Source organism: Arthrobacter sp. 05L421, from assembly GCF_056397785.1.
In genome coordinates, this window is the sequence record NZ_JBFTOC010000041.1 from 1 (window position 1) to 15419 (window position 15419).

A 15419-nucleotide genomic window follows, 5' to 3' on the forward strand; every position below is an offset into this window, starting at 1 on the left:
CGCGGCCACCGTCGGCGCCGTCCGCGACCTCGTGCACGCGGCCAACAAACAGACCGCCGTGGTCAAGGACGTCACCGGCTTCGTGCTCAACCGGCTCCAGTACGCCCTCTTCCACGAGGCCGCCCAGCTGGTGGAACAGGACATCGCGAGCGCGGAGGACATCGACACCCTGGTCCGCACCACCTTCGGCTTCCGGCTGCCGTTCTTCGGCCCCTTCGCGATCGCCGACATGGCAGGCCTGGACGTCTACAACTTCTGCTACAAATCCCTGCAGACCGAATTCCCGGAACGCTTCGCCACCCCGAAGATCCTCACCGAACTCGTGGAGGCCGGAAAGCTGGGCACCAAGACCGGCGCAGGCTTCCTCAACGTCCCGGCCGAGCGCACACCGGAACTGATCGCCTACCGGAACAAGGCCTACGTCGCCATGCAGAAGCTCATCGACGAGCTCGGCCCCGCCCCCATCAACTGACCTCCAGCGTTCACTTCCACTTCAGGAGCCTTCCTATGAGCACTTTCCCCACAGAACGCACAGCCATCATCACCGGCGCCGTCTCCGAGCGCGGCATCGGCCGCGCCACCGCCAACTACCTGGCAGCACAGGGTTGGAACATTGGCATCATCGATCTCGATGACGCACGCTGCAAGGCGGCGGCCAAGGAACTGGCCGCCGAGCACGGCGTCAAGGCCTTCGGCGTCGGCGCCAACGTGTCCGACGAAAGCTCGGTCCGTGCCGCGATCGACGCCATCGAGGCCGAACTGCCGCAGATTGTTGCCCTCGCCAACGTGGCGGGCGTCAGCTCACCGGTTCCGTACCTGGAACTCGACGCCGCCGAATGGGACCGCGTGCTCAACATCAACCTCAACGGCGTCCACTACGCCACGCGCCGCGTCGCAGAATCCATGGCGAAGAGCAGGATCGGGCGCATCGTGAACATCTCCTCTGTCTCCGCGCAGCGTGGCGGGGGCACGTTCTCCAAGACGCCGTACTCGGTGGCGAAGGCCGGCGTGATCGGCCTGACCCGGGCGACGGCCCGCGAACTGGGCGAATACGACATCACGGTCAACGCCATCTCCCCGGGCCCCATTGACACCGACATCATGGGCGGAACCCTCAGCGAGGAACGCAAGGACGAACTCACCAAAGACCTCGTGGTCAACCGCGTTGGCTCCACCCGGGACATCGCAGCAGCAATCGCCTTCCTCATCAGCGAAGACGCCGGTTACATCTCCGGCCAGACGCTGAATGTGGATGGCGGACTCTACATGCACTAAGGAAGAAGCACCGTGGCACAACACAGCCAAACCGCCGCCGCCTCCGGATTCGCAGCCTGGAGCAAAGGACGGAAGATATACCTCGCCGTTGGGATCCTGGCCTGCCTGGCCGGCGTTCTGATGATGGTTTTTTCACGCTAGAAGTTGTTCCCGGCCGGATCCGGCCCTCGCCTGCCTGGCCCACTTCGGCCGGGCAGGCTTGGCCGTGTCCGGCCTCTTGGCTGGGCCGGCCTAATTTGGCCGGATTCCGGCCGCTCTCCACGCAACTGATTCACCCACTGAGTTACACCACTGATTGCTCGACGAGGAGTTTTTGATGTCCGTAACAACAACGTCCACCCGGGACCTACTGGAGACGCCGGTCCTTAAATCGGCCATCTCCAAGGCCTCCCGCCGTCTGATGCCCATGCTGGTGATCCTGTATGTGGTCGCCTTCCTGGACCGCACCAACGTGGGCTTCTCCGAGGCCGCGCTGGGAGTGGACAAGGGCATCAGTGCCGGTGCCTTCGCCCTGGGCGCCGGGATCTTCTTCATCGGCTACGCCCTGTTCGAAATCCCGAGCAACCTGCTCCTGACCAAATTCGGCGCCAAGGTGTGGCTGGCCCGCATCGCCATCACCTGGGGCATCGTCTCCGCGTGCTTCGCGTTCGTCCAGGGCGAGACCTCCTTCATCATCCTGCGATTCCTGCTGGGCGTCACCGAGGCCGGGCTGTTCCCCGGCGTCATCATGTTCCTGGCGGCCTGGTTCCCGAACAAGGTCCGCGTCAAGATGTTCGCCATCTTCTACCTGGCCCAGCCGTTCTCCCAGATGCTGGGCGCCCCGCTCTCCGGCTGGCTGATCAACATCGGCGACCAGGTCCCCGGCGTCCAGGGCTGGCAGGTCATGTTCTTCGTCGAAGGCATGCTGGCGGTCATCGCCGGCATTGCCGCGTACTTCTTCCTGATCAACAGCCCGCAGGACGCCAAGTTCCTGGCCAAGGACGAGAAGAAGGCGCTCCTGGAAGTCATGGCGCTGGAGGACACTGTCAAGGAAGAGTCCGGCCCGCGCGGCGTGCTTGCCGCCATGAAGAACGGCAAGGTCTGGTACTTCACCGTCATCTACTTCTGCCTGCAGATCGCCGTCTACGGCGTCACCTTCTACCTGCCGCAGCAGGTGGCCCAGCTGACCGGGCAGAAGGTGGGCATCGCCGTCGGCCTGATGGCAGCCATCCCGTGGTTCTTCGGCATCTTCGCCTGCTACTTCATCGGCAAGGCTGCCAACACGGTGGTCCGCCGCCGGGTCTGGGGTACCGGGCTGTTCATCTCCACCGGACTTTGCATCTTCGGATCAGCGTGGGCCGGTGCAAACCACCTTCCGGCGCTGGGCATCATCTTCATCACGCTGGCCGTGTGCTCCTTCCTTTCCATTGGCCCCATCGCTTGGTCCTACCCGACGGCGTTCCTCACCGGAACGGCCGCGGCCGCGGGCATTGGCCTGATCAACTCCCTCGGCAACTTGGGCGGCTTTGTCGCTCCGATCCTGCGGACCTCGGTCAACCAGATCGCGGCTGACCCCACCGGCTCCGCAGGCGTCCTTGCCCTCGGCGTGCTCCCGTTCCTGGCAGCTGGGATGATGTTCGCGACCCGTCGTTTCAAGAACAAGGCCGACGAGCTCCTGGAGCAGTAAAGGCGTCCCAGCCCCGGCTTCCAGCCCAATTAACTGGATCCAGCAGAAAGCACCAACAAATGCAGCAGATTCCCGGCAGCCAGACCTCCAGCAACCAGATCCTGGTGGGGGTCAGCACCAAGATGTACCTCGGCTACCGGGACAGCCTGGACTGGTTGGAGCGGCTGCGGCACGAAGTGGACACCCGTCCGGCGCTCGCGGCCGGGCGGGTTGTCCCGTTTGTCATTCCGTCCTTCCCCGTCCTGCCCGAGGCGGCCCGGCTCCTGGCCGGCTCGCCACTGCTGCTAGGGGCGCAAAACTGCGGCTGGGCGGACGGGCCCTGGACCGGGGAGATTGCCCCGTCCATGCTCGCCGAACTCGGCGTCCGGCTCGTGGAGATCGGCCACGCCGAACGCCGGAGGCACTTCCACGAGGACGATGCCATGGTGACCCTCAAGGTCCGGGCCGCGGACGATGCCGGGCTCACGCCGCTGCTTTGTGTGGGGGAGACGGAGCGCGGGCAGCCCTCCGCTGCCGTGGACTTTGTGTACCGCCAGATCGAGTCGGCCGTCGACGGCGACTGGGACCTCGCCGGCCGCTTGGTTGTGGCGTACGAACCTGTCTGGGCCATCGGCGCGGCCGAGCCCGCCGCCGCGGCGTACGTGTCCGACGTCGTCCAGCGGCTCCGGGCGCAGCTCACCGTCGCGGGGGTGCCAGATTTGCCGGTCATCTACGGCGGTTCCGCCAAGCCCGGACTGCTCCCAACGCTTGAGGGTGTCTCGGGCCTGTTCCTGGGCCGGTTTGCGCACGACCCCGCGAACTTCGGCGCCGTCCTGGACGAGGCGCTCCTGCTGGCCTAAGGCTCCCCGCGCCGGGACCAAGCATCGTGGGACATGTCCAGCCTTGGCCGTGAAAAGTGGTCCGGATGCCGTTGTGCCCACTGGGGGAGTCCAAGAATGGGCATGTCCCTTGGACTGGCGGGCAAAGCTCAGGCAGCCACCGACTGCTGGCACAGGCCGATGAAACCGCCCAGCTGTTCCATGCCCTCCGGATGCGTGGGCAGGTAGTTGGTCAGTTCCGGCGCGCGGACGATTACTGCCCGCCACTGCCCTCGGGAGACCGCCACATTGATCCGGTTCCGTGAGAGCAGGAACTCCATGCCCCGCGGAGCCTCGGCCACCGCTGAGCATGCCATGGACACGATCACCACGGCCGCTTCCTGGCCTTGGAACTTGTCCACCGTCCCTACCCGTACGCCGGCGAGATTCGCGGTGTCCAGAGCGTCGCGGATTACGTTGACCTGGGCGTTGTAGGCCGCCACCACCAGGATGTCGGCGACGTCGAGCGGGCGGGTGCCCGCCTCCGAATGCCAGCTCAGCCCCAGATGCCGATTCACCTGACGGACCACTTCTGCGGCCTCCTCGGTCGACGACGTGATGTTGCCGCTGTGTTCCACCATGACGGTCTCGATTCCGGCAGGAACTCCATCGAGCCTCCGGAGGTCAGCAGCCGGCGCGGAGTGCAGCTTGCCCTCATAGGAGAGTTCGGACACGGCCCGGCAGAGCTCCGAGGTCATCCGCCACGAATCGGCCAAGAAATAGCCAAGCTCCGGCGGAAGCGTGGCATGACCGGCGGAGACCCAGCCCAGAGCTGACTCGTCCACGGGTTCGGGGTGTGCGCCCTGGCTGACCTGCGGCAACTGCTGCGGATCCCCGAGCAGCAGCAGCCGGCTGCTGGCCTGTGCCACGGCGAGGGTGTTGGCCAAGGAGAACTGGCCGGCCTCGTCGATCACCAACAGATCCAGCGACCCGGCCGGGACATTTGCTCCCGTCATGGTCCACGCCGTACCGCCGATCAGCGCGCCGCCCGGTGAGCCCAGCAGGCGTGCCACATCTTGCGCCGAACGCTGCTGCCAGGGAAGCGGCTCCGCGTGTTTCACGTCCTTGGCGACCACGGAAGGATCGACGCCGGCCTTGGTGACCGCCGTCTTCAGCAGGTTCTCCACCACCGCATGGGACTGGCCAACGACGCCGACTTTCCAGCCGCGGGCCACGAGCCGGGCGATCACGTGTGAGCCCACATGCGTCTTACCGGTCCCGGGAGGACCTTGGACCGCCACGTAGGAATGGTCCAGGTCCGCGACGGCCGCGGTGATGGCGTCGATGTAGCGGTCCGGTCCGTCTCCGGGCGTCGGCAGCGGTGCGCCAGAGGCAAGCCGCGGCGGAACCCGCCGGACCAGATCCAATGCCGGGTGATGCGGGAACGCGGACGGCCTGGCCTGCAGCGCCGAGGTGACGCGGGCAGCCAGGGCCGCCAGCGCCTCCTCGAGGCTCTTGGTTTGGATGGGTTGGTCTTCGGTCAGGGCGACGGGGACCTGGTTATACGGTTCGACGTTCTTGCGAAGCTTGTCCCGGATGATGACGGTGTCCTTGCCATCCTCGTGGCCCAGCTCCAGAACCTCGGTGCCGAACCAGCCGTTGCGCCCGGTTCCTTTGGTGCCTGTGCCCTCCAGCCCGGCCGGAAGCGGCGGCTCGTACATTCGGAACCACGTGCTGCCTTCGCGCAGGTCCGAGCCGGGGCTGACCGTGCCGATCAGCTTCACCCTCCGCTCCGGATTCTTGGCGCCGTCCTTCCACCAGTCCTCAAGGACCTCGGCGTCCTCGACGAGGAAGACGTTGCGGTCCTGCTGGTGATGGGTGACGGGGCCGTTCTCGCAACGGTCGAAGTGCGCCCACCAGAACGCCTTGCGCTCCCGCCGGTGATAGCTGACCGCTGCCGCCAGCATCGAGACCGCCTTCTGATCGTCTTCGGAGAGCCCGACGCCGGAATCCGCGAGTTCGGCCAGCGAAACTTCCAGCGGTTCCAGTTCGGCCAGCGACACTTCCAGCGGTTCCAGTTCAGCGGAAGCCGGCCCGGAGCCCGCGCTGACTTTCACAGGCTTGAGCGCAGCCGAGGACGCACCGTCGCCTCCGGCCGCGTCGCCGTCTCCCGGCTTGATCCCGCGCTCCTGTGCTAGGCCCAGGAGCCAGTTCCGGAGCTCCAGTGTGGAGAGGCAGTCGTATTCGTTGTAGTCGGAGATCCCTGCGAGGATTGTGGTCGCCTCATCGGGCCGCTCATTGTCACGGGCGTCGCAGTAATGGGCGTAGGCAACCACGGAGGCGCCGGCGTCCTTCACATCTCCGGAGCGCAGATTCGTCCCCATGTAGAGCGGCTCAAGTTTCTTGATGCTGTAGGAGTTCTCGGAGATCCGGATGCTGTTCCGGACGGTCTGGTATAAATCCACCAAGAGCCCGTCGCGCAGCCAGCCGTCCACGGTGTCTTCGCCGGCAACGTGCATGACGGAGAGTTTTCGGAGCGCCGTCTTCTCATAGGCGGCGTAGTGGTAGACGTGCATGTCCGGGTAGTCCCGCCGGCGTTTCTCCACATAGTCGAGGAAATCGACGAAGGCCTGTTTCTCCGCTTCCCGGCTGTGCGCCCAGAACGGCCTGAAAACCCCGGGGACGCCGGGCCCAGTCGGGGCTTCGATGACGCCGAACAAGTACTCCAGTCCCCAGACTCCGGTGGCCTTTTCCTGCCACAGCGGATCGCCCTCGAAGTCGAAGAAGATGTCGCCGTCGCTCGGCGGGGGAAGCTCGGCCAGCGTGTTTTCCGGGATGACCGCGTAGCGGAGGGAGTGTTCCTCGCCGTCCTTGACGTACCGGACGCCGCCGTCGTCTCCGCCGACGCCGCTCTGCATCCGGGCCTGGGCCTGCAGGCGCTGGAGCGCTGCGTTCGCCTTCGGAAGGCTGGCCCGCGCCAAGTCCGTGACCGTATGGATGCCGTCTGCGTGCAGTTTCTTGCGCTGTGCCGAATTCATTCGGGCGACGAGCAGCAGGTCCTCGGTGGCCGTGACCTGTTCCTGGCAGTAGTCGCAGCGGCCGCAGGCGGTGATTCCGGCTGCACCCCATTGCGCGGCTCCGCGTTGCGCCAGATGCGAGGAGGTCAAAGCCAGGAAGCGGTCCCGGCGCTCGCGGAAGACCGGCAGGATTTCTGCGAGTTTGTGGTGGCTGCGGACGTAGTCGAATCCTCCGTCCGCCAGCTGCACCGTAGCGCCCAGAACGAGTGTCACTGCCGGATCTACAGGGATCCCGGCCTTCAGCAACTGGTCCCCATAGGCGGCAAGCTGGAGCAGAGCCGTGACCTTCGCGTGGCGGGCGAGCTTGGTGTCGAACACCGCGTAGCTGCCGTCTGCCTGCCGCACAAGAAAATCGGAGCGGCCATGGAACTGGCCGTCGAAGAAGGCGGCTTGGAAGACGACGTCAGCGCCCGCCCGCAGCGCCTCGATGGACTCGGTATGCTTGGCAGCCAAAGCGGCGCGATCCATGGCTTCGGCAGGGACGACGTCGTAAACGCCGCTTCCGGTGACCGGATCCCAGCGGCCGAAGTCCGCGACGAACCCATCGAGGACTTTGCGCTCGTGGAGGTCACCCAAGACGGCGGCGTGCTGGAGCATCTCGTCCGCGTCGAAGGCCACTTTGGACGAGCGGCCCAGCTTCTCATCAAGCTTCCGGAGCAGCTGATACTCACAGCTCGCGGCCACCACCAGATCGCTCGCCGAAAAGACCAGGTCCGGTGATGAGCCCTGCACCTCAGGTTCAAGAAAAAACACGATGCCCCCGTTGTTGCTGGACTCTGTTCATTAAGCCAGCGTTGATTAGCCTGCGTTGATCAAACCCCGCATGAGCCAAGTCCGGCCTTCCGTGTTCAAGCTATCAAAGACCTCCGACAATCGAGCAGGGAGCAGGGAGCAGGGAGCAGGGAGCAGGGAGCAGGGAACACGGGAGCGGGTACCCGTCAACCAGAAAGAGCAACCAGGAACAGCAACCGGCAAGATCCCTCTGGTTGCTGCCATCGGATCGGCGTAAGGTCTGGGGCCATGACCGAACAGCAACCGTATGAGCTGGTCCGGCGATACGTGCACTTTGAGCTGCGCCGCTATCCCGCCTATGTTGTGGCCGAGATAAAGGTCAATGCGACGTTTGACCGGGCCGGGAATGCTGCCTTCCGGCATCTGTTCAACTACATCAGCGGCAGCAACGCGGCCCGTCAGAAGCTGGCGATGACGGCCCCGGTGATCCAGGAACTGGGTCCTTCACAAAAGCTTGCGATGACCGCTCCCGTGCTCCAGAGCGGTCCGCTGCCGGGAGGCGACGAGCCCGCTGAGTTTGTCGTTGCCTTTGTGCTCCCTGCGGGCATAACGGAGGGGACGGCCCCGGTCCCCGCGAACTCCGACGTCGAAGTCCGGGCAATCCCCGGGTCGCTGGCGGCTGCGCTGCGGTTCTCGGGAAGCGGGTCGGAGTCCGCTTTCGAACGGCGCAACAATGACCTGCAGGCTGCACTCGTAGTAGCCGGGCTGACGGCCGACGGGCCGCCACGGTTCGCCCGCTTCGATCCGCCCTTCAAGCCGTGGTTTATGCGGCGCAACGAAGTCGTTCAGGACGTGCAGGAGCCTCCTCCTGCTCCAGTTGAGCCCAGCCGTAGACCCGGGTAAGGCAAAATGGTTTGGGTGACCCAACACCCGCAGCGCCCCGCCTCGCCCGTCTCGCCCGCTTCCGGCCCGTCGCCACAGATGGGCACGCCGCAGACCGGTTCGCCGCACACGCAGGAGTCCGGCATCGCCGCCCAGATCGCCGCCGAACTCGGCGTCCAAGCCTGGCAGGTCAAGGCCGCCGTGGACCTGCTCGACGCCGGATCCACCGTGCCGTTCATCGCCCGGTACCGCAAAGAGGCCACCGGAACCCTGGACGATACCCAGCTCCGCGACCTGGAGGAGCGGCTGCGCTACCTGCGCGAGCTCGAAGACCGCCGCCGGACCATCCTTGAAGCCATCGCCGCCCAGGGCGCGCTGACCCCGGAACTGCAGGCCGCCGTCGTCGGCGCCGATACGAAGTCGCGGCTCGAGGACATCTACCTCCCGTTCAAAACCAAACGGCGCACCAAGGCGGAGATCGCCCGCGAAGCCGGGCTGGAACCGCTCGCGGACGCCCTGCTCAAGCGCCCGGAACTGGACCCGGACCGCGAAGCGGCCAAGTATCTCAACGCCGAACACTCGATTGGGGACCCGGCCGCGGCGCTCGCGGGAGCCCGCTCCATCCTGGTGGAACGCGTCGCCCAGGATGCCGACCTGGCCGCCACCCTCCGGGAGCGGCTGTGGACCCAGGGCCGGATGGTGTCCCGCGTGAAGAAGGGCAAGGAAGCCGAAGGCCAGAAGTTCAAGGACTACTTCGAGTTCTCCCAGCAGCCGGCCGGAATGCCCTCGCACCGCGTCCTGGCGCTGCTGCGCGGCGAAAAGGACGGGGCGCTGGAGCTGGATCTCGCCGAGGCGGAACCGAACGACGACGCCGCCCTCACCGCCGCGCGCGGCCGGTACGAAGCCGCTGTGGCCAGGTTCCTAGGGGTTGCCGACCGCGGCCGGCCCGCCGACGCCTGGCTGCTGCAGACCGCCCAGGTGGCGTGGCGCTCGAGGGTGCTGGCCCGGCTGACAGCTGATCTGCGGAGCCGGATGTTCGCCGCCGCCGAGGACGAGGCCGTGCGCGTGTTCGCCGCGAACCTCCGCGACGTCCTGCTCGCCGCGCCGGCCGGGAACCGCGCCACCCTGGGCCTGGACCCGGGACTGCGCACCGGCGTCAAGGTCGCGGTGGTGGACGGCACGGGCAAGGTGGTTGCGACCGACACCGTCTACCCGCACGCTCCGGCCCGGAAATGGGACGAAGCATTGCGGACCCTTGTGGGCCTGGCCAAGAAGCACGGCGTCGAACTCGTCGCGATCGGCAACGGCACCGCCTCACGGGAGACGGACAAGCTCGCCGCAGAACTGCTGAAGCAGCTCGCCATGGATTCCGGCGCAGCGCAGCAGGGTTCCAAACCGCAGAAGATCGTGGTGTCCGAGGCCGGAGCGTCGGTGTATTCAGCGTCGGCGCTCGCCGCGGCCGAGCTGCCTGGCATGGACGTATCCCTGCGCGGCGCGGTATCGATTGCCAGGCGGCTGCAGGATCCGCTTGCGGAGCTGGTGAAGATAGAGCCGAAGTCGATCGGCGTCGGGCAGTACCAGCATGACGTCACGGCCGCGAAGCTGGACCGCAGCCTGGACGCCGTCGTCGAGGACTGCGTGAACGCCGTGGGAGTGGACGTCAACACCGCCTCGCCCGCGCTGCTGAGCCGGGTGGCCGGCGTCGGGCCGCTGCTGAGTGAGAACATCGTGGCGTACCGGAACGAACACGGACCCTTCAACAAGCGCAGCGAGCTGAAGAAGGTCCCGCGGCTGGGCGCCAAGGCTTTTGAGCAGTGCGCCGGCTTCCTGCGGATCACCGGGGGAGCGGAGCCGCTGGATGCCTCCAGCGTGCATCCGGAGGCCTACCCGGTGGCCCGGAAAATCAAGGCGGCGGCCGGGAAGGCACCGGCCGCGGGAAGCTATGCGGCGCTGAACCCGCAGGACTTCGTGGACGGCTCCTTTGGCCTGCCCACGGTGCAGGACATCATCGCCGAGCTCGAGAAGCCGGGCCGCGACCCGCGTCCGGCCTTCGCGGCGGCAGCGTTCTCGGAAGGCATCGAGAAGATCTCGGACCTGAGGCCGGGCATGGTGCTGGAGGGAACTGTGACCAACGTGGCGGCATTCGGCGCGTTCGTCGACGTCGGGGTGCACCAGGATGGGCTCGTGCACGTGTCCGCGCTGGCCAACCGCTTTGTCTCGGATCCCCGCGAGGTGGTCAAGTCCGGCCAGGTGGTCCGGGTCAAGGTGCTGGAAGCGGACCCGGAGCGCAAGCGCATCTCGCTGACGCTAAGGCTCGACGACGAACCCGGAGCCCCCGCGGGACGTGCGGCTTCCACGGGACGTGCGGCCGGCGGACGTGGGGACGGCGGACGTGGGGACGGCGGCCGCGATGGCCGGGCGGCTGGTGGACGCGGGGACTCGCGGGCGGAACGACCGCGGCAGTCGGCGCCGCAGACGACGTCGAATCAGCCGTCGAATCAGCCGGCCGCGAAACCGGCGGCCGACCGGCAAACGCCCGGGCGCAGCACACAGGCCAGGCAACCGCAAAGGCCCACGCCCACGCCGTCGCCCGTCAACACGGCGATGGCCGAGGCGCTCCGGCAGGCCGGCCTGGGCAAATAGCTCCTCCTCGAGCCGCAGGGACGCCGGCGCCGGACCCGCACTTACCGTTTATCGCTGATTGCCTACCGCTTGGCGCATAAGTAGTACGTTTGCTGACGATTTGGACCATGATTGCCGGAGGCAACGGTCCTCTGCCGGAAGCTCGATCAGAGGCCCTGGCAGAGGACCGTCGCTCCAATGTGCAAGACACCGATGTCGTTGACGAGCAGGGGAGCATTCATGGGCTGGCTGGACCGCGAAAGAACCATCGCCCCGCCGGGATTCAACCGGTGGCTCGTACCCCCAGCAGCGCTCGCCGTGCACCTGTGCATCGGCCAGGCCTACGCGACCAGCGTCTACAAGACCGCGCTGGTGAAGCACTTCGGCGCGAGCCTGACCGAGATCGGCGTGATCTTCTCCGTCGCGATCGTGATGCTAGGCCTCTCGGCCGCCATCATGGGCACCTGGGTGGACAAGAACGGGCCACGGAAGGCGATGTTCACCTCGGCCGTGTTCTGGGCCAGTGGCTTCCTGATCGGTTCCCTGGGTATCTTCAGCCACCAGCTCTGGCTCGTCTATCTCGGCTACGGCGTCGTCGGCGGCATTGGCTTGGGCATCGGCTACATCTCCCCAGTCTCCACCCTGATCAAATGGTTCCCCGACCGGCCCGGACTGGCCACCGGCATGGCCATCATGGGGTTCGGCGGCGGCGCCCTGATTGCCAGTCCGGTCTCCACGGCGCTGCTCAAGATGTACGATCCCAACTCCGGCGCCAAGGGCTGGGTGGCCAGCGGCGAGTCCGTGGGCAAGCTCTTCCTGACCCTCGCCGTGATCTACCTGGCCTACATGATGTTCGGCGCCTTCACCATCAAGGTCCCGGCCGAGGGCTGGAAACCGGCAGGCTTCGACCCCACAAAGGTCAAGTCTGCCTCCCTGGTCACCACGGAAAACGTCTCCGCCAGGAACGCGGTCAAGACCAAACAGTTCTGGCTCGTGTGGATCGCCTTGTTCTGCAATGTCACGGCAGGCATCGGCATCCTTGAACAGGCCGCCCCGATGATCCAGGACTTCTTCCGCCAGCCCGACGGCACTTCGATGGTCAGCGCTGCTGTGGCCGCCGGCTTCGTGGGGCTGCTGTCGATCGGCAACATGTCGGGCCGCTTTGCCTGGTCCGCCACCTCCGACGTCACCGGACGCAAGCGCATCTACATGGTCTACCTCGGCGTCGGCGCCGTGCTCTACACCGTGCTGGCCCTGGCCGGGTCGACGTCGACCGTCCTTTACGTGGCCCTCGCGTTCGTCATCATCTCCTTCTACGGCGGCGGGTTCGCGACCGTCCCCGCCTACCTTCGCGACCTCTTCGGCACGTTCCAGGTCGGCGCCATTCACGGCCGTCTCCTGACGGCCTGGTCCGCGGCCGGCGTCGCAGGACCGTTGATCGTCAATGCATTCCTGGACGCGCAGGGCAAGCCCGGCGCGCTCAACGCTGCGTCCTACCAGCCGGCCCTGCTGACCATGGTGGGGCTGCTGGTTGTCGGTTTCGTGGCAAACCTGCTGGTCTCGCCGGTAAACGCGCGCTTCCACGAACCCCGTGCCGGCCGCGTGCGGTCCGAAGAACCTGCCTTGGAGGCCTGAAATGAGCACTGCACAGACACCGGTGACGCCGTCCACCGGAAAATTGGTCATCGCGTGGGCACTCGTCGGCGTGCCGCTCGCGTATGGCGTTTACGAAACCTTCACACGAGTGGCGGCCCTGTTTGGCTGACACCGTTGTTACAGAAGTCTTTAGGGACCGTCCGCGCGCGGCCCGGATGCCGTTCACCAGGCCGGAGCCATTCACCACCCGCCCCACGCTGCAAGGCACCTTCGGGATGAGCGCGTCCACGCACTGGCTCTCGACGGCGGCCGCCCAGGCGGTGCTGGAGCGCGGCGGCAACGCCTTCGACGCCGCGGTGGCGGGAGCATTCGTGCTCCACGTGGTGGAGCCGCACCTCAACGGGCCCGGCGGAGACATGACCGGGATCTTCGTCACCGCGGACCGGCCGGACCAGCCAATAGTCCTGATGGGGCAGGGGCCGGCGCCGGCCGGGGCTACTGTGGAGCACTATGTTGCCGAAGGCCTGGACCTCGTTCCTGGCTCGGGTGCCCTGGCCGCCGCGGTGCCCGCCGCCGTCGACGCCTGGCTCCTGCTGCTGCGGGACCACGGGACGTGGGAGCTGGACGCGGTGCTGGAATTCGCGATCGGCTACGCGCGGGACGGCCATCCGATGCTCGGCCGGGTTGGAACCACCATTGCGGCCGTGTCTGCGCTGTTCCAGACGCATTGGCCCACGTCAGCTGAGCTGTGGATGCCCGGTGGAAGGATCCCTGCCGAAGGTGAGCTGGTGTGGAACCCGGCCTATGCCCGCACCCTGGAACGACTCGTGGAGGCCGGAGTCAAGGCATCTACCCGCGAGGAAGGAATTGATGCGGCCCGGCACGAGTGGCGCGAGGGCTTCGTGGCCCGCGCCATGGTGGATTCTGTTCGGGCCCCGCACCGGCATTCCTCGGGTACGGATCACTGCGGGGTGCTGGCCCTGGCGGATCTGGCCGGGTTCGAAGCCGGATACGAGGCGGCGGCCACCGTTGAGTTCCGGGGCCACACGATCGCCAAGACCGGACCTTGGGGCCAGGGCCCGGCGCTGCTGCAGACCCTGGCCATCCTGTCCGGATTCGAGGCCCGCTACCTAGACCCGTCCACTGAATTGGGGGCGCACACCATCCTGGAAGCGCAGAAGCTAGCGCTCGCGGACCGGGAGGCGTACTACGGCGACACCGACGTCCAGCTGGAGTACCTGCTCTCTGCTGACTATTGCGCCAGCCGCCGGGCGTTGATCACAGACCGGGCGTCCCACGATTTCCGACCCGGCACTGTGCCCGGGCGGGAACCCTACGTGCCGCCGCTGCGTACCGAGTACACGCCGCCGGCGTTCGCGGGGTCTGCGTCAGCGGCCGGACTCGGCGTCGGCGAGCCCACCGTGACACCCGCGGGGGAGACCCGCGGCGATACGTGCCACATCGACGTCGTGGACCGCTGGGGCAACATGGTCTCGGCCACTCCATCCGGAGGCTGGCTGCAGTCCTCCCCGTCGATCCCGGAGCTGGGTTTCTGCCTGGGTACCCGGTTGCAGATGACCTGGCTGGAGCCGGGCACACCGTCCACGCTGACGCCCGGCAAACGCCCGCGCACCACATTGACGCCTACTCTCGTGCTGCGAGAGGGCCACGCCGTGTCCGCGCTGGGTTCACCCGGCGGTGACCAGCAGGACCAATGGCAGCTGCCGTATCTGTTGCGGACCATCGTAGGCGGATACTCGCCGCAGCAAGCCATCGATGCGCCGACGTTCCATACGACGTCGATGCCCGGGTCCTTCTGGCCGCGGACCTGGGAGCCGGGCGGCGCCGTCGTCGAGGACCGGCTGGGGGAGGACGTCATCGCGGGGCTGGAACGCCGCGGGCATGTCGTCACCCGGGCCGGCGACTGGGCGCTGGGGCGGCTGTCCGCCGTCGTGCGGGATCCTGAGACCGGCGTCCTGCAGGCCGCCGCGAATCCGCGCGGTGCGCAGGGGTACGCGGCTGGCCGGTAGTGGGTGCGCCCCACCTGGCGGGAACGTTCAGCCGACGAATTCGTTGAGTGCGATCACGTTGCCTTCCGGATCTTTCAGAAAGACTGACTCGGCTATGCCGAAGTCCATGACGTCCCCGACGATTGCTCCCTCCAGGCCCGCGAAGCTGGCCACGACCGGAGGCTGGAAGCTGGCGTCGCGGGCCTTCAGCAAATCAACGATCTCCTCGAGGCCGGTCACCATGAAGCTGATCATCGGGTAGGGCGACGGTACCCGGTCCGGCATCTCGCTGGGGGCGAGACTGGAGCCACCCGCGGCGCCGAGCACCATGGGGTTGCCCGTGGGGACCGTGAAAAGATCCAGGCCGAGGACATCACGGTAGAACGTCCGGCCGCGCCGCGTGCTGCGGCGACCGTCCCGTGGCGCCTGTCATGCTGCCGTCATGTTCTGCGGCACCCTGTCAGGCCGCAGCGACTGGATCTGTGGGTCGGAAGTAGTGGTTGCGTCTGGGGTGTTGGCGGGGGTCGAGGTGGGGTGGCGGGATGAACCAGGGGATCCCGGATTTGAGCCGGATGGTCCAGTGTTCCTTGTGGATCACGTGGTGGTGATGGGAACAGAGCAGGGTTCCGTTCTCGGTTCCGGTGGTCCCGCCGCGGGACCAGTAATCGATGTGGTGGGCCTCGCACCAGGGCGCGGGGATGGTGCAGCCGGGGAAGGCGCAGCCCCGGTCCCGGGCGGTGAGGGCCTTGCGGATGTGCGGCGG

Annotated in this window: 12 protein-coding genes; 9 read left to right on the forward strand and 3 right to left on the reverse strand. The window is 66.9% G+C overall.

The annotated features are described in order from the left end of the window. From AC1DKQ_RS22055 to AC1DKQ_RS22070, 4 genes are all read left to right on the forward strand, one after another. On the forward strand, positions 1-472 hold a 472-nt coding region (locus tag AC1DKQ_RS22055; protein ID WP_476920237.1), incomplete at its 5' end, for a 3-hydroxyacyl-CoA dehydrogenase family protein. 35 nt (positions 473-507) lie between these two features. Then, positions 508-1275: an SDR family NAD(P)-dependent oxidoreductase gene (locus tag AC1DKQ_RS22060; RefSeq protein ID WP_377988521.1), complete on the forward strand. Its 768-nt coding sequence runs from the start codon at positions 508-510 to the stop codon at positions 1273-1275. A 316-nt stretch (positions 1276-1591) separates the two neighbouring features. Beyond that, entirely contained in the window at positions 1592-2941 is a 1350-nt protein-coding gene (locus tag AC1DKQ_RS22065) for an MFS transporter (protein WP_476886305.1), read from the forward strand. A gap of 59 nt (positions 2942-3000) precedes the next feature. Continuing rightward, on the forward strand, positions 3001-3780 hold the full coding sequence (locus AC1DKQ_RS22070; RefSeq protein WP_476920238.1) for a triose-phosphate isomerase family protein: 780 nt from the start codon (positions 3001-3003) through the stop codon (positions 3778-3780). A gap of 128 nt (positions 3781-3908) precedes the next feature. On the opposite strand, the gene AC1DKQ_RS22075 is transcribed toward AC1DKQ_RS22070, so the two are convergent. Further along, the gene (locus AC1DKQ_RS22075; protein ID WP_476920239.1) at positions 3909-7568 is read right to left on the reverse strand and encodes a TM0106 family RecB-like putative nuclease; all 3660 of its coding nucleotides are present in this window, start codon (positions 7566-7568) and stop codon (positions 3909-3911) included. A gap of 267 nt (positions 7569-7835) precedes the next feature. On the opposite strand from AC1DKQ_RS22075, the gene AC1DKQ_RS22080 reads away from it, so the two are divergent. The 5 genes from AC1DKQ_RS22080 (at position 7836) to AC1DKQ_RS22100 (ending at position 14677) form a co-directional block, all read left to right on the forward strand. Then, positions 7836-8450, forward strand: coding sequence for an SOUL family heme-binding protein (locus AC1DKQ_RS22080; RefSeq protein ID WP_476886308.1), 615 nt, complete (start codon positions 7836-7838; stop codon positions 8448-8450). Between the two features lie 78 nt (positions 8451-8528). Then, positions 8529-11072: a Tex family protein gene (locus AC1DKQ_RS22085; protein ID WP_476920242.1), complete on the forward strand. Its 2544-nt coding sequence runs from the start codon at positions 8529-8531 to the stop codon at positions 11070-11072. A gap of 219 nt (positions 11073-11291) precedes the next feature. Then, the gene (locus tag AC1DKQ_RS22090; protein ID WP_476920243.1) at positions 11292-12686 is read left to right on the forward strand and encodes an OFA family MFS transporter; all 1395 of its coding nucleotides are present in this window, start codon (positions 11292-11294) and stop codon (positions 12684-12686) included. A 1-nt stretch (position 12687) separates the two neighbouring features. Further along, on the forward strand, positions 12688-12816 hold the full coding sequence (locus AC1DKQ_RS22095; RefSeq protein ID WP_476920240.1) for an MFS transporter small subunit: 129 nt from the start codon (positions 12688-12690) through the stop codon (positions 12814-12816). A 46-nt stretch (positions 12817-12862) separates the two neighbouring features. Then, a complete protein-coding gene (locus AC1DKQ_RS22100; protein WP_476920244.1) occupies positions 12863-14677 on the forward strand; it encodes a gamma-glutamyltransferase family protein in 1815 nt (604 codons plus the stop codon). A 27-nt stretch (positions 14678-14704) separates the two neighbouring features. On the opposite strand, the gene AC1DKQ_RS22105 is transcribed toward AC1DKQ_RS22100, so the two are convergent. Then, complete coding sequence (locus tag AC1DKQ_RS22105) at positions 14705-14986, reverse strand: VOC family protein (protein WP_476886310.1); 282 nt, start codon at positions 14984-14986, stop codon at positions 14705-14707. A gap of 130 nt (positions 14987-15116) precedes the next feature. Beyond that, a partial coding sequence (locus AC1DKQ_RS22110; protein WP_476920241.1) for an HNH endonuclease occupies positions 15117-15419 on the reverse strand: 303 nt, incomplete at its 5' end.